At 66.7% G+C, this 14,971-nt stretch carries 15 protein-coding genes; 6 read left to right on the top strand and 9 right to left on the bottom strand.

The features are described 5' to 3' along the window. Window positions 1-39: 39 nt before the first annotated feature. On the bottom strand, window positions 40-909 hold the full coding sequence (locus N5096_RS05210) for a CheF family chemotaxis protein (RefSeq protein ID WP_267663268.1): 870 nt from the start codon (window positions 907-909) through the stop codon (window positions 40-42). 203 nt (window positions 910-1,112) lie between these two features. On the opposite strand from N5096_RS05210, the gene fer reads away from it, so the two are divergent. Continuing rightward, entirely contained in the window at window positions 1,113-1,502 is a 390-nt protein-coding gene (gene fer / locus N5096_RS05205) for a ferredoxin Fer (RefSeq protein WP_267663267.1), read from the top strand. A 123-nt stretch (window positions 1,503-1,625) separates the two neighbouring features. Here the strand turns inward: fer and N5096_RS05200 are convergent, their stop codons facing one another. Further along, window positions 1,626-2,276: an HVO_0476 family zinc finger protein gene (locus tag N5096_RS05200; RefSeq protein WP_267663266.1), complete on the bottom strand. Its 651-nt coding sequence runs from the start codon at window positions 2,274-2,276 to the stop codon at window positions 1,626-1,628. Window positions 2,277-2,426: 150 nt separating this feature from the next. On the opposite strand from N5096_RS05200, the gene prs reads away from it, so the two are divergent. Beyond that, window positions 2,427-3,281 carry a ribose-phosphate diphosphokinase gene (prs, locus tag N5096_RS05195; protein WP_267663265.1) on the top strand — a complete coding sequence of 285 codons (855 nt, stop codon included), beginning with the start codon at window positions 2,427-2,429 and terminating at the stop codon, window positions 3,279-3,281. Between the two features lie 929 nt (window positions 3,282-4,210). Here the strand turns inward: prs and N5096_RS05190 are convergent. The 3 genes from N5096_RS05190 to thiL all read right to left on the bottom strand — a co-directional run bounded on the left by N5096_RS05190 (window position 4,211) and on the right by thiL (window position 7,573). Then, on the bottom strand, window positions 4,211-5,659 hold the full coding sequence (locus N5096_RS05190; RefSeq protein WP_267663264.1) for a PAS domain-containing protein: 1,449 nt from the start codon (window positions 5,657-5,659) through the stop codon (window positions 4,211-4,213). Between the two features lie 392 nt (window positions 5,660-6,051). Beyond that, window positions 6,052-6,609, bottom strand: a complete 558-nt coding sequence (locus N5096_RS05185) for a maltose acetyltransferase domain-containing protein (protein ID WP_267663263.1) — start codon at window positions 6,607-6,609, stop codon at window positions 6,052-6,054. Window positions 6,610-6,679: 70 nt separating this feature from the next. Next, window positions 6,680-7,573 carry a thiamine-phosphate kinase gene (gene thiL, locus N5096_RS05180; RefSeq protein WP_267663262.1) on the bottom strand — a complete coding sequence of 298 codons (894 nt, stop codon included), beginning with the start codon at window positions 7,571-7,573 and terminating at the stop codon, window positions 6,680-6,682. 269 nt (window positions 7,574-7,842) lie between these two features. Here thiL and N5096_RS05175 point away from each other — a divergent pair, with 269 nt between their 5' ends. From N5096_RS05175 to N5096_RS05165, 3 genes are read left to right on the top strand one after another with little or no spacing between them, the layout of a single operon-like run. Next, window positions 7,843-8,166, top strand: coding sequence for a hypothetical protein (locus N5096_RS05175; protein ID WP_267663261.1), 324 nt, complete (start codon window positions 7,843-7,845; stop codon window positions 8,164-8,166). Next, entirely contained in the window at window positions 8,163-8,300 is a 138-nt protein-coding gene (locus N5096_RS05170; RefSeq protein WP_267663260.1) for a hypothetical protein, read from the top strand. The genes N5096_RS05175 and N5096_RS05170 overlap by 4 nt, the downstream gene beginning before the upstream one ends. A 5-nt stretch (window positions 8,301-8,305) precedes the next feature. Then, a complete protein-coding gene (locus tag N5096_RS05165) occupies window positions 8,306-9,349 on the top strand; it encodes an isocitrate lyase/PEP mutase family protein (protein WP_267663259.1) in 1,044 nt (347 codons plus the stop codon). A gap of 85 nt (window positions 9,350-9,434) precedes the next feature. On the opposite strand, the gene N5096_RS05160 is transcribed toward N5096_RS05165, so the two are convergent. Both N5096_RS05160 and arcS read right to left on the bottom strand, forming a co-directional pair. Beyond that, window positions 9,435-9,599 carry a DUF7838 family putative zinc beta-ribbon protein gene (locus N5096_RS05160; protein ID WP_267663258.1) on the bottom strand — a complete coding sequence of 55 codons (165 nt, stop codon included), beginning with the start codon at window positions 9,597-9,599 and terminating at the stop codon, window positions 9,435-9,437. A gap of 483 nt (window positions 9,600-10,082) precedes the next feature. Further along, window positions 10,083-11,885: an archaeosine synthase subunit alpha gene (gene arcS, locus N5096_RS05155; RefSeq protein WP_267663257.1), complete on the bottom strand. Its 1,803-nt coding sequence runs from the start codon at window positions 11,883-11,885 to the stop codon at window positions 10,083-10,085. Between the two features lie 104 nt (window positions 11,886-11,989). Here arcS and N5096_RS05150 point away from each other — a divergent pair, with 104 nt between their 5' ends. Further along, window positions 11,990-12,421, top strand: coding sequence for a pyridoxamine 5'-phosphate oxidase family protein (locus tag N5096_RS05150; RefSeq protein WP_267663256.1), 432 nt, complete (start codon window positions 11,990-11,992; stop codon window positions 12,419-12,421). Window positions 12,422-12,463: 42 nt separating this feature from the next. On the opposite strand, the gene tgtA is transcribed toward N5096_RS05150, so the two are convergent. Then, window positions 12,464-13,981 carry a tRNA guanosine(15) transglycosylase TgtA gene (gene tgtA, locus N5096_RS05145; RefSeq protein ID WP_267663255.1) on the bottom strand — a complete coding sequence of 506 codons (1,518 nt, stop codon included), beginning with the start codon at window positions 13,979-13,981 and terminating at the stop codon, window positions 12,464-12,466. A gap of 105 nt (window positions 13,982-14,086) precedes the next feature. Further along, on the bottom strand, window positions 14,087-14,863 hold the full coding sequence (locus N5096_RS05140) for a Nif3-like dinuclear metal center hexameric protein (protein WP_267663254.1): 777 nt from the start codon (window positions 14,861-14,863) through the stop codon (window positions 14,087-14,089). Between the last annotated feature and the right edge of the window lie 108 nt (window positions 14,864-14,971).

Raw genomic sequence — 14,971 nt, 5'->3', positions numbered from 1 at the left:
TCTCCGAGCGACCCCCGTATGCGCCGGGCGTCGCGCCGGTCAGGCGTTGACGGACTCCAGGTAGGAGGTGACGATCATCTGGCCCTTGCGCGTGAGCGCCGCACCCGACTCGCCGTCGACGACGAGCTCCGCCTCCCGGAGCGTATCGAGGACCATCGACGTCTGCGTGACGTCGCCCGTGACCACATCGGCGATGTTCGCCTCGCCGCCGGCCGAGTAGATCGACACGAGGATCTCCAGCTGCTCTTCGGTCGGGTCGAACGACTCCAGGTCCTCCATGGCGTCGTCGTACTCAAGTTTGATGTACCGGCCGAGCACGTTCAGCGTGCGATCGTTCGGGACGGTCGCGATCGACGTGACGGTCCGCCCGTCGACGACATGGCGGAACACGAGCGCGGGCCGCCGCGTGCCGGCGAGCGTCCGGCCGGTCCGCTCGTAGTCGATCACGGCGGAGAGGTCGACCTCGAACGGGTCGGGGCAGTCGACGAAGCCGATCGCGCCCGACGAGAGCGTCACCGACGCCGTGTGGTCCGACGCGTCCGTGACCCGCCCGCCGACCTTCGCGGGGTGGCGAACGGTGACTGTCACGTCGCGAAGCAGGGCCTTGAACAGCAGGCGAGTGAACCGGTCCATGTCCTCCGGCTCCCCCTCAACGAGGACCGTGCGCCGCTCTCCCCGCCGCTCGTACGCGAGGGTGACGCTGTCGCTGAAAAACGACTGGAGGTCGCCGGGAACCGTGCCGACCACCACGTCGAACACCCCCGACAGGGGGACCGTCGTCTTCCCGTCGTCCGTCGCCAGCACCAGTCGTCGCTGGCTCAGGAGCACCCGCCCCGTCACCGGCTCGTCGCTTCCGATCTCGGGGGTGTGGACGCGGCCGACGAAGTCGGCGACGACGGACTCTTCCATCGGACCACGATATGCGCCGTTCGCTATTTACTGTTACCCACGGCGTATCAGTCGTGATAACAAACTGTCAAGCGCGCCGCGGGACGCGAACGAACGTGTTCGGCGGTCCCTCGGCCCCGTCCGGCCTCGATCGGCCGATCGATCGGGCGCCGAGAGGCGAGGAACAGCAAAGCCTAATGAGGAGGGCACCTAACCATCAGGTGATGCCCACAGTAGAATACCTCAACTACGAAGTGCTCGACGACCACGGCTGGTCGATGGACGACGACGACCTGTTCGAGGAGGCGGCCGGCGCCGACCTCGACGGCGAAGACTACGGTAGCCTCGAAGTGAACCAGGGCGAGTACATCCTCGAATCCGCCGAGGCTCAGGGCTACGACTGGCCCTTCTCGTGCCGCGCCGGCGCCTGCGCGAACTGCGCGTCCATCGTGAAGGAAGGCGACATCGAGATGGACATGCAGCAGATCCTCTCCGACGAGGAGGTCGAGGAGGAGGACGTGCGCCTGACCTGTATCGGTAGTCCGGCCACCGACGAGGTCAAGATCGTCTACAACGCGAAACACCTCGACTACCTGCAGAACCGCGTCATCTAACGCCGCTTCGACCACGCCGCGGTCGTACTCACAGACGGTGTTCGATGTGGGTCGCCCCCATCGGTGCCACCGTTTTTTACAGGGCTTCCGGGGAGCGGCCGCCTCGTTCGACTTCCCCCTCCCCTACCAGGCCGACCACGCCGTCAGGCTCTCGTCGCGGCCGTACACGCGCTTGCAGTCCTTGGCGTACGCGAAGTCGCCGTCGTGGTCGAGCTTCTCGTGGCGGTACTCGGGAGCGTCCTCGCGGATCTGGACGCCCTCGACGGCGAACTCCTCGTCGCCGAACTCGACGGTCTCGCCGACCGTGAACTCGTAGTCGCCGGGGACGTTCACCCGGACCGAGCGCGTCTCGTCGGCGTTCCCGTCCTTCGGGTGCAGCGTCACCGGCACGGAGACGTTGTCGACCGCGCGCGTCCACAGCGTCTCGACCTCCTCGACGCCGGCCTCCTCGACGCGCTGCTCCGGTCCGACCTCGATCCCGGTCACTCGGACCTGCATCAGCGCGTCCGGGGTGTCGACGACGAACTCCCCGCCGGTCGCGACGTCGGTGTCCGCGGGCACGTCCATCCGGGTCGTGAACGAGTCGCCGTCCTGCGAGACGACGATCTTCAGGCCGACGGTCTCCGCCTCGGGGATCTCGGTCTTGTACGTGTGGTCGCAGCCGGTACAGCGGACGGTCGCCTGTCCGCCGGGCCGCAGCACTTCGTGGACGGTCTCCTCGCCCGGCGAACACGACGGGCAGGGGAGGCCGACTCGGTCTCCTGTTTCGGTCATTACGGCGTCGTATCCGCCGCTCGCGTAAATATCCGCCCCTGTGGTCGCGGTGCGTCACGCGCTCGCGTGGGGGGCGGCGGACTGGCTCCGGGGCCGGGCCGCCGCCGGAGTAAGGAAACTGGTTTATCGGAGTCCGGGGAACGGACGCCCATGATCGTTCCCGGATCCAGCTCACAGCTGCTCGCGGCCGCGCTCGCCGAGGAGACGGGTCGACCGCTGGCGACGCCGACCTACGACCGGTTCCCGGACGGCGAGACGCTCGCGACGGTACCGGAGTTCGACGGCGACGAGGCGACCGTCGTCGCCGCGACCGACTCCGACGAGGCGTGGGTCGAACTGCTCCAGCTCCAGGACGCCGTCCGCGAGGCCGGCGCCGAGCGCGTGACGACCGTCGTCCCGTACATGGGATACGCCCGACAGGACGAGTCGTTCGGCGACGGCGAGCCCGTCTCGGCGCGGGCGATGGCGCGGGCGATCTCGACCGGCACGGACCGCGTCGTCCTCGTCAACCCCCACGAGCCCGGCGTCGCCGACTTCTACGACGTCCCCGTCCAAGCGGTCGACGCCGCGGCCGTCCTCGCCGACCCCCTCCCGGAGGGCCTCACCGAGCCGCTGTTCCTCGCCCCGGACGAGGGCGCGATCGCCATCGCCGAGACGGTCCGGGACGCGTACGGCGCGGGCGAGACGGACTACTTCGAGAAGCACCGCGACCGCGAGACGGGCGCCGTCGCCGTGTCGCCCTCGGACGCCGCCGTCTCGGGCCGAGACGTCGTCGTCGTCGACGACATCGTTGCCACCGGATCGACGATGAGCGAGTCGGTCGGGGTGCTGAACGACCGCGGCGCGGCGCGGGTGTTCGCGGTCTGCGTCCACCCCATGCTCGCCGCCAACGCCGTGACGAAGCTCCGCGGGGCCGGCGTCGATCGAATCGTCGGCAGCGACACCATCGAGCGGGGCTGCAGCGTCGTCAGCGTCGCGCCCGCGCTCGCCGACGCGCTCGAATAGTCCGACTCGGCGTCGTCGAATACCCCGGAATCTGATACGATCGCCCCCTCCCGCGGTTGCGGTCCATACGGGGATTCGAATGCCGACGGAGAGCACTGACCACCCGACAGCGTGCGAGTACAGAGGAGGCAGTCAGCACGGGAACTCCGCCATACTCTTCATCTGAATCCGGAACCGATCGATAGAACGTTCCTGCGCATTGATCACCGCTACAAGTTTCAAACTCAGTTCTATCGGCGTGATTTTCCCAGAGAAGGTGGATAACGATATTCAATCTGGCCTTCAAATATCTGGGTCGTCCAGAAGCAACTCAATACAGCGTTGACATAAGATGAGAGTCATTTCTCTTGATTTCAGCTGTTCTTCAAACACGAGAGACTTTTTCTCAGCGGGAAGCCCTCCGCAGTGAGTACAGGGATTCCGGTCGGACATTTATGTACGAATGATTATACACTAAATTGTGATAAGGGTTTCCACACCATGTGGGAGAGAACACTGAGCGGTCCGTAGTTCAGTCGTACTGAGCGATCACTCTCTCGTAGATCGGCCTCGGTTCGTGCCGCATCCGCGCTGGGTATTCAGCGGTAGCTCAATGAACTACTTGGAGTCTGTCGGCAGGGTCGTGACCGACTCAGAGGAGGCAGTCAGCACGCGGACTGCGCTGTTTTCTCAAAACGGATCCTGAATTAGCCGATAGAACGTGCCTGCGAACTGACCGATGAAATCCTGTCATTTCTAAGTGACGTTCTGGACGGTGTGCAGGATGCAACACGACTACTGGTCACTGATTTCCGAGGGGCAGGTGCTGGGTCGAATCGTTTGATACGGGACGACCCTGTGTCACGACTGCTGCGATCTGCATTCCAATTGTTGACAATAGTCCACTGGGTACAGGTGAATGTCCCGACGCAATCCATCCTCCCTCCAGACTAAGCACTGCTCTGGGGTCTGAGTGACGAGGTCGACAATTCGTTGGTGGGGGCGCGATCGAATTTTATTGTTATTTTTGTCTCACTATCTGAATTGTCATCATATGTTATATCGCCACGGTGATCTTTCATGGTTGATTTCATGAGCCAGAATCGAATACCATCTGGATGGTTCGTTTTTGACCGCTCAGCCGGTTGGTCGAACGCTGAGAGTTCGGCTGAGGGAATATCGAGTCCAGCACCCACAATCTCTACCTCTATTTTATCATCTAACGTGTTGTCCGTAATTTTGAGCGTACCTCTACTCTCAAGATGACTTTCGAGTGCCTTCAGAAATTCTTCGAACACCAAATGAATCCGTTCGTCAACGTAAACTGATTGGTCAGGAGAGATATCAATATTGAGCTGTGATGTCGAAATCGCTGCCCTATCACACACCTCTTCCACGATTGGTTTGAGTCGGTGTGCAGATGTCTCACCGCTATCCGCAGGTGTTGTATCGGCGAACTCTTTTACTAACTCCGAAGAGTCTCTCAAATCCGTCGCTGTTTCGTGGATTGTCTCAACACGATCGGTATGTGGGTCCATTTCCAACTTATCAAGTAATAAAGCAGAATATCCCCGAATGATATTCACATCATTTCGGAGATTGTGGCGGAGATACGTGTGGAGGACGCTGAGATGCTCTTGCTGACGTTTGATTTTCGTGATATCCCGTCCTTCGACTATCAATTGCGCTACTTCGCCAGATCCGTTGTGTAGCGGGCGAATAGAAAAGTCAATCATCGCACTTCCGGCTTTCCCTTGGATTCGAATTTGGTCCCTAAACAACTCTCCCTGTTGCGCTTTGGTTATTGCTTGTTCAACTACTTGTTGTGACTCTGGATACGGCTGTACCCAGTATGACTCACTGAGGTGTTCCCCGATGACATCATTTCGATCCAGCTCTCCGAACCTGAGGGCTGTAGCGTTTGCTTCGATAAGTGTACCATCTCGGGCAAGGAGGCCGGTGAGCTGATACGTATTATCAAAAATCTGTTCATACTTCCGTGCAGTTGCCCTTGACCGGCCAGCATAATAGCCAGCGAGTGTACCCGCCAGCGTACCCCCGTTCATTCCAATGAGTAGCAGAAACTGTGGTTCGATTATTGACCGTCCTTCAACAGTCCACACGACAAACGTCAGGCCAATTAACCCACCACCGATGACGAAACCGGAAACTGCCCACCGCCGAATCATACTGTATTCCGATTCGATAAATTCGGTGTCTCGCAGATGCCACCCAATATAAATTACGCCGACAGCCAGTCCTCCATCTAACAGCAACGCTACAACTGGTCCTGCGACTACTCCCAATGATATTATCTCATTAGCATGATAGAGCGTGGCAACTAATAACAACAGGCTGCCGAGAATTAGTATTGGGACCGCACCTTCGCGGACATTCATACGGCTTTATTCCGCCGCCGTCATATAAAGGACATGTTGCGGGTCGGTAATCTATGATAGTCCCACAGGTTCGACAATTGGGCTGGTTTAGAGCGCTTCGATGAACAAAACCGAGGTTGGTTCCCAGTATTTATCCTCTACGCATGGCATCGGTTTCCTCACAGGTCGTATATGTATTGTGGTCTGTAGTGTTACATTCTTCTCCCTGTGTTGACCGATCCGATCTGATCGGATCTGGAAATAACTCTGTGCGAGATTCGCGTTTTGCACCTCGCACGGCTGCCGAAAAATATATTTAAATTGGTAGAAACTCGGGGATCGACACGTACCCTTTGTTGACCACCTGTTTCGGGACAAGACCCGTCTGCAGAACGGGACCTCAACGAGGCCGCCTACTCGATCTCCCGGATCGCCCGCGCCGGGTTCCCGCCGACCATCGTGCGCGCCGGCACGTCTCCGGTGACGACCGTGCCCGAGGCGATCACCGCGCCGTCGCCCACGGTCACGCCGGGGTTGAGCACGGCGCGCCCGCCGATCCAGACGTCGTCGCCGACGGTCACCGGTTCGGCGCGCTCGCGGCCGGTCGCGCGCTCGTCGGAGTCGATCGGGTGCGTCGGGGTGTAGACGTGGACGCCCGGTCCGAGCAGGCAGCGGTCGCCGAACTCGATCGGGTTCGAGTCGAGGAGGACGCAGCCGTAGTTCGCGAAGAAGTCGTCGCCGACGGCGACGTTGTAGCCGTAGTCGCAGCGGACGGGCGGCTGGACGGTCGGGCTCTCGCCGACCGCGTCGAACAGTTCGCGGAGGAGCCGCTCGCGCCGGTCTCGCTCCGGTCCGCTCGTCGCGTTGTACCGGCGGGCGAGGTCGCGGGCGCGGACGCGGTCGGCGGCGAGCGCCGGGTCGCTCGGGTCGTAGAGCTCTCCCGCCAGCATCCGCTCCGTCTCGGTCGACATGGTCGGAGTGACGGGCGCCGATTTATAATACATCGGTGGTTCGGTGGCTCGATCCGCCCGTCGACGCCCGCTACCCGTGCGTGTAGCCGCGGTCGGGAAGGGTGTCGCCGTCGGCGGTCACGCCGTCCGCAGCGTCGACGACGGTCCCGACCCGCACGAGCCCGGAGGGACACGCTTCGCGGGCATCGTCGAGGTCGTCCTCGGGAACCGCACAGACGAGCTCGAAGTCCTCGCCGAAGTGCGCGGCCAGCTCGAACCGGTCCGCCGCCCCCTCGGCGACGTCGTCGACCGCGGGGTGGACGGGGAGCCGGTCGCGGTCGAGGGCGAACCCGACCTCGCTCGCCTCCGCGAGCTGGTGGAGCGACCGCGCGAGCCCGTCCGAGGAGTCCATCATCGCCGTCGCGCGCCCGGCGAGCGCGACGCCGTCGGCGACGCGGGGCGTGAACCGGAAGAGGTCGTCGGCGCGCTCAACCGAGCCCTCGTTGCCGCGCTCGAACAGCCGGAGCGCGGCCGCCGACCGGCCCCACTCGCCGGTGACGCAGAGCGCGTCGCCGGGGCTCGCGCCGGCGCGCGTCACCGGCTCGGCGCCCGCGACGTCCCCGATCGCCGTCGAGGCGGTCGTGAACTCCCCGTGGGAGTCGAGGTCGCCGCCGACGTACTCGGCGTCGACGGCCTCGCAGACGTCGACCGCGCCGGCGACGAACCGGTCGAGTTGGCCGGGGTCGAAGGCGGCGTCGGCGTAGACCGCGACCGCCGCGGTCGCGCTCGCGCCCATCGCCGCCACGTCCGAGAGCGACGCGCCGACCGCGCGCCACCCGGCGGTGTACCGGGTCGTCCCCGGCGGGAAGTCGGTGCGCTCGTGGAGCATGTCTGTCGTGATGACGGTGTCGCCGACGACGGCGGCGTCGTCGCCCGCGTGCGGGAGGTCGGCGGCGAGCCGGCGAAGCGCGTCGCGCTCGTTCACGGGCGGTCAAACGCGCCGGAACCGATTAGAAAGGATCGGTCCGCCGCGTCGATCGCCCGGCTCGCGCGACCGCCCGTGGTGCGTGATAGCACGAATCATTTAAGGGCGTAATACACATTAACGAATATTATCATTATCAATCATTATGTTTATTGCCGGTCGTCCGAACTCACTGAGTGCAATGTCAGTATCTGTACGCGGACACGCCGCAGCCCGGCGCGCCAACCGACCGATCATCAGACGACCGCCGCAACCACCCACGCGACCCGATGACGACATCTGACACGACCACGACGACCGAGACGACCCGAGCGACTGACCAGCGGACGACGACCGGCGACCGACCGGCGACCGATCGCGCGCCGACCGCCGACACTTCTACCGAGCGAATCCCCGGCCGCACGCCGATCACCGAGGAAGCGGGCGCGCCGCTCGTTCCGCCGATCCAGACCTCGACGGACGGCGCCACCGCCACCGCGACCGACGACCCTCGGCGCCCGAGCTCGCCGCCGACCGACGCGGAGCGAGACGCGCCGCTCGTCCCGGACCTGCGTCCGACGCGCCGCCCGCGGACCGACGGGGGATCACGATGAGCGCCGTCCCGATGGCCAGGACCGGCGATGGGCCGCGCCCCGATCCGACGACGTTCACGCGCGGCGCCACCGACCGGCACGCGGCGGACCGAGCGGCGACCGACCGATTCACCGACGGCGACACCGCGGAGTGACACCTATGCACCCAGAAGAACTCGACGACGACGTCTTCACGAGAGATATCGACAACCCGGCCGGCCGTCGGCTCCGCGAGCTGTTCGAGGAGCAGGACTACACGTTCGCCCCCGGGATCTACCACGCGCTCGACGCCCGCCTCGCTGAGATGGCGGGGGTCGACGCCGCCTACATGAGCGGCTACTCGACCGTCCTCGGCCAGTTCGGCTTCCCCGATCTGGAGATGGTCTCGATGACCGAGATGGTCGAGAATGCGAAGCGGATGGTCGAGGCGACGAACCTCCCGGTGATCGCCGACGCCGACACCGGCTACGGCGGCGTCCACAACGTCCGGCGCGCGGTCCGCGAGTACGAGAAGGCCGGCGTCGCGGCGATCCACATCGAGGACCAGACGACGCCAAAGCGCTGCGGGCACATCGCCGGCAAGGAAGTCGTCTCCCAGGAGCAGGCGCGGGCGCGCTTCGAGGCCGCCGTCGACGCAAAGCAGAGCGAGGACACCGTCATCATCGCGCGTATCGACTCGTACGGCTCCGCCAACGGCGACTGGGAGGACCACCTCGAGCGCGGCCGGATCTACGCCGACGCCGGCGTCGACCTCGTCTGGCCCGAGATGCCCGACCCGTCCCGCGAGGACGCGATCGAGTACGCCGAGACGATCCACGAGACGCACCCCGATCTGGATCTCGCGTTCAACTACTCCTCGTCGTTCGCGTGGAGCGAGGAGGAGGACCCGCTCACCTTCGAGGAGCTCGGCGACCTCGGCTACCAGTACATCTTCATCACCCTCTACGGGCTCCACTCGGGCGCCCACGCTGTGTACGAGGACATGCAGAACATCGCCGAGAACGCCGAGCAGGCGCAGTTCGACCTCGAGGACCGGTACCTCGGCCACGAGACGGAGAGCCACCACGAGCTCTCCTTCGTCCCGCGGTACCAGGACATCGAGGAGCGGTTCGACCCCGACGCGTCGGCCCGGCACGAGGAGTCCGCCGGCTTCACCGACGAGGAGAGCGACCCCATCACGGCCTCCGAGACCGACGACGACTGACCGGGGCGAGCGCGGATCGTCGGATCCACTCGGTTGCGGCTCTTTTTCCCGAACAGACCTCCGGACGGCGTTGACGTCTGTTCGCTTACGTCGAAAGCGTGTCGATCCCGTCGATCTCGACGTAGCCGTAGTTGCACTCGGGGCAGCGCCACTTCGTCTTCTCGCCGAGGTGGAGGGTCATCGCCGCGGTCCGGTAGAACGACTGGGTCTCCCCGCAGGAGGGGCAGTCCACGTCCTTTTCGAGCGCCATGCCCGCGGCTCCGTCCGGCGCGGATTTGAAGCTACTGATTCACCGGTCGTACCCGGTTGATTATTTTTAAACCGCTCCTCATGAATCGCCGGTAAACGGCTCCAAAGCCCCAGTCGCGACGACTCGCGCGCTTTGCTGTGCTCCTCCGTCGCTCGTTACACTCGCTCCTTGCGGTGCTTGCTGCAGCGTGCTTCGTCCTCGCGACTGCCCGTTTGAGTCACGCCCCGTCCCGCAACTGCAGCCTCACCCCTCCCCAGCCTCGTCGCCGGCGGCGGAGTCGCCGGCTGCCCGTGGCGCTATGCGCCACGCTGTCACCGGCGCGTAGCGCCGGTTGCAAGCGAGAGCTCCGCTCTCGCCCTGTCTGTCGTCCTCCGCGTTGCTCCGGACGACCCACTCCCTCGCGCGGTGCTGCTCGCGCCACCGCAATTCGGTTTATAAATAGTCGTCCTCTCGATTACTTATAAATAACTCTCGCCGCAGCCGCTACTTCTCGTCGACGTGCCGGACCTCGCTGGCGACGCCGCGCGTCGAGTCGACCATCTCCGGGCCGGACATCTCGGCGCGGCCGACCGCGAACGCCTTCGGCCCCTCGATGACGACCTCGTCGCCGACCCGGATCTCGTCGTCCGCGTTGACGACGCCGGGCGCGAGCACGGAGCCGTGGGGGACGAACCGGTCGATCTCGACCCGTTTCGCGGGCGCGTCGCTCGCGACCCACCGGCGCGCGCCGGCAAGGGTGAAAGAGAGGGTACCGTACTGCGGCACCATCGTCGCGAGTTGCTCGCCCGGCTCGCCCTCGCGGCCGGCGTCGGGGTCGTCGCCCCACACCTGCAGCTTGGGGTAGCGCCCGGTCGTGCGGATGTCGGCCTCGCCCGGCCCGCCGAACAGGTCGTCGCCGGCGCCGTCGCCGAGGAGGTAGTCGGCGATCGCCCGAACCGTGTTGTGTTCGCGCTCGCGCTTGCTGTAGGCGGGCTCGCCCTGCAGGGCGGCGTTGAGCTCACCGAGCGACTCGTCGCTCGTCGGATGGCCGACGCAGGTGTACTCGAAGGCGATGTCGATCGCGGGGTCGCTCTCGACGCGCTCGCAGATCTCGCGGTAGCCGTCCTCCGGGATGTGCGCGATCACTCGGGAGTAGTCGTTCCGCTCCAGATACCGCCGGAGCGCCTCGGCGACGAAGCCGATCTCGTCTTCGCCCCAGTCGCCGGTGACGACCGCGTCGTAGTGCTGGGCCGGATAGGTCGTCTCCAGCTCCTGGGGGACCACGCCGATCGGCGAGGTCATCGAGACGGTGTGGCCGCGCCACTGGATCGCGTCGTGGAACTGGCCGTGGCTCTGCGAGTCGCTGTACGGCTTCGTGGCCGAGCAGGGAACCAACACGAGCGGCTGGTCCGTGAACCGGTTCCGGTACCGGCTCGTCACCCGGTCGGCGAACCGACGGATCTCGACGCGGTCCAGCGTCTCCGCGGTCGCCGCGGTCACCTCGGCGTCGCGCATGAGGGGGGTCCGCTCTTCCATGTACCCCCACTGGTCGTCGAACTCGCGGAACGCGGCCGTGAGCCACTGCTCGTGACGAGTCTGCCCCTCGATGTAATCCCGCAGGCGACCCGCGCGGATGCGCTCGCGGACCCGCCGGAGCTCGGCGCGGAGCGCGTTGACGTTGTGCTCGGCGCAGTCGGCGCGGGTGAACTCGTCGCGGGGCTGTGCGCAGGCGGGGCAGGCGCACGGCAGCTCGTCGAGGTCCTCGAGGAAGTGCTCGGCGTCGGCGGTGAGGTACATTCCCTGCGTCCCCTTTGCCCGGACGAGCGTCGCGTCCACGAGGTCGACGCCGGCGTACGCGAGGAGCGCGACGTTCCGCGGCGTGGCGACACCCGAAAGCATCAGGGCCGTGTCGGCCGGGAGGGCCTCCTTCGCCGCCACCACCGCGTCGCGGAACCCCTCGCCGTGGCCGACGAACCCGGCCGCGTCCGAGAGCAGGTACGCGTCGGCGCCCACGTCCCGAGCGCTCCGGCTGTCCACGACCGCCGCGGAGGGGTAGTCGACGTCCGGGTGGCCGACCGCGAACGACTCGCGGACCTCCTCGCGGGTCCCCGCGGGGAACGAGCGGTGCGGCAGGATTGTTAGCGACGCCTTGTCGCCGTCAGGCACCTCGCGGTCGCCGGCCCAGAGGCTGCCCGCGTCCTCGAGGAACGGGTCCGCCAGCGCCGGCGTCGCGGCGGGCTCGGCGAGCCGCAGCTCCCCGAGTCGGGCGGCGCCGTCGCGCTCGTGGACCTCGAAGTAATCGGTCATACGCTCTCTCGCGCGGGGACGGTCAATTCTCTTGTGTTCCGGGCCGGGAGCGTCGGGACGGATCCGGCCGCAATCGTTACGGCGGAACCGGCCGAATAGATAGCATGGACCCCTCCGGCCCGTGGGACCGCGACCGCGTCGACGAGTTCCTGACCGACGCGCGCGTACCGGTCCGCCTCGGCTGTCACACTCCCGCGGACGACCCGTGGCTCGTTTCGCTGTGGTTCTCGTGGGACGGCGCTGTCAACTGCGCGACGAGCGCCGACGCCGACCTCGTCTCGTTCCTCGCGCACGACGACCACGTCTCATTCGAGGTGTCGACGAACGACCCGCCGTATAAAGGCGTCAGGGGACGCGGCCGCGCGACGGTGTCCCCGGACGCGGACAAGGAGCTGCTCCGCGCCCTGCTGGAGCGCTACCTCGGCGGCGCCGACAACCCGACCGGGGAGCGGCTCCTCCGTCCGGAGCGCGAGGAGGTCCAGATCCGGATCGAGCCGGAGCGACTTCACACCTGGGACTACTCGGAGCGGATGTGAGGGGTCGACCGGCGGCCGGTCCCCGACCACCGCCGCCCCGGGCTACTCCGACCGCCCGAGGGTCCGCAGGTCCTCCGTCTCGACGCGGTCGGGGACGGCGTCGAGCGCGGCCTCGGGCCACCCGTCGTGACCGAGGGTGACCTCTGAGTCGGGGTTCGCCGACGCGAGGGCGGCGACGCCTTCGGCTGCGGCGACCCGCGCCGCGTCGTCGAGCCGCTCCGGGACCTCCGCGGTGAGCGGGTACGTCTCCGAGAGCGCCCGCGGGAAGGGCCCGAAGGGCGGTTTCACGCGCCACACCGCGTCGTATTCGTGGGTCGACGGCGCGTTTGACTCCGTGAGCAGCAGGTGGTCCGGTACCTCGAGTCGGGCGAGCCGGTCGCGGTGGCGCCGGATCTCCGGGCGCCGGGCCGACTCGTGGGAGGTGTAGAAGAACGCGTCCTTCGAGACGGGGTCGATGCGCTCCAGTTCGTCGGCGTGGTCCAGCAGCGCGCGGTAGCCGTCGAGCATCGCGGGGTGGCCGCGGGCGCGCCGGTCGACCAGTTCGAGGAGGTTCCCCGACCGGATCGCGGCCTTCACGCGGCGGAGCTCCTCGAAGGTGACGTGGAGGTTGTGCTCGGCGAGGAGCTGCTCGGCGGACGCGTCGGCGTCGCCCTCGTCGGCGCCGTCGTTCCCGTCCATCGCCCGCAGCTCCGCCGGCGTGTGCTCGGCGCAGACCGGACACGAACAGGGGAAGTACTCCATCTCCTCGAGGTGCTCCGTCCCGGAGACCGTCAGGTAGCGCCCGTCGCGCGCCATCAGCGCGTAGGCCGCCGAGTCGAACAGGTCGCAGCCGGCGGCGACCGCTAGCGCGAGCATCATGGGGTGGCCGGCGCCGAACAGGTGGACCGGCGCGTCCGGATCGAGCCCGCGCTTCGCGGCGCGCACCGCCTCGACCACCTCGGCGTAGCGGTAGGAGTTCAACAGGGGGACCATCGCGCCGACCGGGAACACGTCGAGGTCGGTGTTCGTCGCGCGTCGCCCCGCCGCCTCGCGGAGGTCCGGGAACGTCGACCCCTGCACGGGGGCGTTAACGAGCATGTCGCCCGTCTCCGCGGCCTCGGCGTCGGCGAGGGCGCGCTCCGTGGTCTCCAGCTCCCGCTCGGCGCGCTCGCGGTCGACGTCGGGCGGCGTCGGGACGTCGACGGGGGTCGCCACGTCGCTGCCGATCTCGCGCTGGAACTCGATTATCTCCGCGGTGGTCACGTCGATGTCGCCGTACTCGGCGAGCTGGAAGGAGCCGGAGTCGGTCATGATCGCGCCGTCGAAGCCGAGGAAGTCGTGGAGCCCCTCCTCCAGCACCCGATCCCGGATCCGGTCCGTACTCCGGATGATGTAGGAGTTCGTGATCAGCATCTCCGCGCCGAACTCCTCGCGGAGCCGCGACGGCTCGACCGTGAGCACGTTGGGGTTGACGACCGGCAGCAACGCGGGCGTCTCGACGGTGACGCCCGCGCGGGGGACCTCCAGCCGGCCGATCCGCCCGGCGGCGTCGTGGTCCCGGACCTCGAAGTGATCGCGCATACCCGGAGTGGGCGGACGCGGGCGGTAAGGGTTGCGTTCGGGGACGGACGGCAGGGGTTGCGTTCGGGGACGACGGGCCGCGCCGCGCGACCGGTCGGCTCCCGCTCAGAGCCCGGTCGGGTGGCTCACGTACTCCGTCTCCAGTCCCCACCCCGCCGACAGCGACTCGAGGGACCGCACCCCGAACGTCTCGGTCGCGTAGTGGCCCGCGAGGAAGACGGTGACCCCCGCCTCCCGCGCGTCGTGGTAGACCTGCCCTTTCCCCTCGCCCGTGATCAGCGCGTCGGCGCCGGCTTCCGCGGCCTCGTCGAGCCAGTCGACGCCCGAACCGGTGACGATCGCGACGCGCTCGATCTCGTCCGGTCCGAAGTCGAGCACCCGCGTCGGCGACGCCTCGCCGTCCGGCTGCCCTTCGAACCCGTCGAGGGTCTCGCGGATCGACGCGGCCGGGAGCGGCTCCGCCAGCTCCCCGACCGTCCCGATCGTGACCGGGCCGATCTCGCCGAACGGCTCGCGCTCTTCCAGGCCGATGGCGCCGGCGACGCCGGCCGCGTTGCCGAGGTCGGCGTGGCCGTCCAGCGGAAGATGCGAGACGTATAGCGCGATGTCGTTCTCGATCAGCGCCTCGACCCGGTCGTACGTCTGGCCCGTAACGCGATCGAAGCCCCCCCACGAGATCCCGTGGTGGACGACGAGGACGTCGGCGGCCGCGTCGGCCGCGGCCTCGATCGTCGCCGCCGCGGCGTCGACCGCGAACGCGACGCGCTCGACCTCGGCGTCGTCCGGACCGACCTGTACCCCGTTCGCGCTGGCGTCGACGTCGGCGTACGCCGCCGTGTCGAGCGCGTCGTCGAGCCGTCCCGCGTACTCGGAGAGTCGCATGTCGGCGGGTACGGCCGGAGGGAGTTAAAAGAAGGCGAACTGCTCGGGACACCGGATCCGGCCGGGCCTGCGGTCGAACGACGAGGTTCGCAGCGGACAACTCGTACC

Source organism: Halorubrum yunnanense, assembly GCF_026586675.1.
GTDB lineage: Archaea > Halobacteriota > Halobacteria > Halobacteriales > Haloferacaceae > Halorubrum > Halorubrum yunnanense.
Note: the sequence above shows the minus strand (reverse complement) of the source record. Positions and strands in the feature narration are given on the sequence as shown.

Bases quoted from the DNA above. Each gene is read 5' to 3' on its own strand.
- N5096_RS05210 (WP_267663268.1), bottom strand. From the start codon at position 909: ATGGAAGAGTCCGTCGTCGCCGACTTCGTCGGCCGCGTCCACACCCCC.
- fer (WP_267663267.1), top strand. From the start codon at position 1,113: ATGCCCACAGTAGAATACCTCAACTACGAAGTGCTCGACGACCACGGC.
- N5096_RS05200 (WP_267663266.1), bottom strand. From the start codon at position 2,276: ATGACCGAAACAGGAGACCGAGTCGGCCTCCCCTGCCCGTCGTGTTCG.
- prs (WP_267663265.1), top strand. From the start codon at position 2,427: ATGATCGTTCCCGGATCCAGCTCACAGCTGCTCGCGGCCGCGCTCGCC.
- N5096_RS05190 (WP_267663264.1), bottom strand. From the start codon at position 5,659: ATGAATGTCCGCGAAGGTGCGGTCCCAATACTAATTCTCGGCAGCCTG.
- N5096_RS05185 (WP_267663263.1), bottom strand. From the start codon at position 6,609: ATGTCGACCGAGACGGAGCGGATGCTGGCGGGAGAGCTCTACGACCCG.
- N5096_RS05175 (WP_267663261.1), top strand. From the start codon at position 7,843: ATGACGACATCTGACACGACCACGACGACCGAGACGACCCGAGCGACT.
- N5096_RS05170 (WP_267663260.1), top strand. From the start codon at position 8,163: ATGAGCGCCGTCCCGATGGCCAGGACCGGCGATGGGCCGCGCCCCGAT.
- N5096_RS05165 (WP_267663259.1), top strand. From the start codon at position 8,306: ATGCACCCAGAAGAACTCGACGACGACGTCTTCACGAGAGATATCGAC.
- N5096_RS05160 (WP_267663258.1), bottom strand. From the start codon at position 9,599: ATGGCGCTCGAAAAGGACGTGGACTGCCCCTCCTGCGGGGAGACCCAG.
- arcS (WP_267663257.1), bottom strand. From the start codon at position 11,885: ATGACCGATTACTTCGAGGTCCACGAGCGCGACGGCGCCGCCCGACTC.
- N5096_RS05150 (WP_267663256.1), top strand. From the start codon at position 11,990: ATGGACCCCTCCGGCCCGTGGGACCGCGACCGCGTCGACGAGTTCCTG.
- tgtA (WP_267663255.1), bottom strand. From the start codon at position 13,981: ATGCGCGATCACTTCGAGGTCCGGGACCACGACGCCGCCGGGCGGATC.
- N5096_RS05140 (WP_267663254.1), bottom strand. From the start codon at position 14,863: ATGCGACTCTCCGAGTACGCGGGACGGCTCGACGACGCGCTCGACACG.